Consider the following 1,181-nt stretch of genomic DNA (forward strand, 5'->3'; position numbering starts at 1 on the left):
TAAAATTATCAAGTGTTACTTGATAGGAATTATCTTGGGAAACTGTGAGTGGTGCATTAAAACATCCTAAGAGAATAGCATTAGCAGGTGGTTTAATGATCAACTTAAATTTTTTAATAGGGCCACGCCAATTGGCGCCGCTGCTTAAAATATAGCGAAGTTCTTCCACACGATGGATAATAGTAGTTTCCTTGTCATCTTTTTTAGATGTGTATAATTCAAACAATTCTTTTTGGTTTTGTTCCGTCACACAATAATTCGATAATTGCTTTTTTTCAGGCACGCCATTGATTTCATCTCGATGCACAAATTGAAAGTCTGCTAGGGTAGTAGGATTTTTTGCTTCTAGCCAATGCTCACCTGTATGTGGAGTATAATGGTGAGTGACTTGAGTGGTCGTTTTGGCAGCAAAACTTTGCTGCCAATGATAAATAATTGCTAATTGCCATAACGGATTCCCTTTTTTATCAAGCAATCCCAGGCTTTGCAATTTTGCTTTGAGTTTTGGTTCTTTATCAAGAGGACTTTCATCCATAAAGCCACTGATGTAGGTGGAAGACAGCGGAATATCGTTGTTGATGAGCAGATTAGTAATGTCTTTGCCATAGTTATTAATAGCACGAACTGAAACTGTATAACCATATTGTTCGCCATTGACTGTGCGAGAAAAATCGGTGAAGATTGGATAAAGAACGCGATTTCTGAGTGGAATAGGCCTTTGAATAGCATTCTCTTTGGTAGATTCAATGACTTCGTGAATGTACGAATAAGAATGATATAAATCATCCCAAACTGGATAAATTCTAGAGGTATCACCAATGGTGACTGGTGAAAGTGGTAATGGAAAGGCAACTTGGCTTGTCACATCATGTGAACTGTGATTAGTGAAATCATAGATGATTTCAATATTTTTTGGTGAGAGCGTTAGTGCTTCATAATCCATACTGATATCTGGTGATCTGGTGTATTGAATAACGCCGCCTGCAAGCGTTGCCATAGTATCATTGGCTTTGAGCGGTACTTGGTATACCAAAAGAAAGAGTAATACGACTTTATTCAGTTTCATAGGGTTATTCATCTATTGTTAAACTGTCCCACAGTATTGCCTGTTCAGAAAAAATTCGCAACGAGCTATGCCTTTGTTTTTCTTAACCCTCTGCATGGTTACTTTGGCTCTACGC

Annotated in this window: 1 protein-coding gene; it reads right to left on the minus strand. The window is 37.8% G+C overall.

Annotated elements, in window-relative coordinates:
- Positions 1 to 1,066: DUF4424 family protein (locus EKG34_RS18080; protein WP_242616759.1), on the minus strand; the 1,066-nt coding region annotated here is incomplete at its 3' end.
- Positions 1,067 to 1,181: the final 115 nt, after the last annotated feature.

The organism is Legionella longbeachae (assembly GCF_004283175.1).
Classification (GTDB): Bacteria; Pseudomonadota; Gammaproteobacteria; order Legionellales; family Legionellaceae; genus Legionella; species Legionella longbeachae.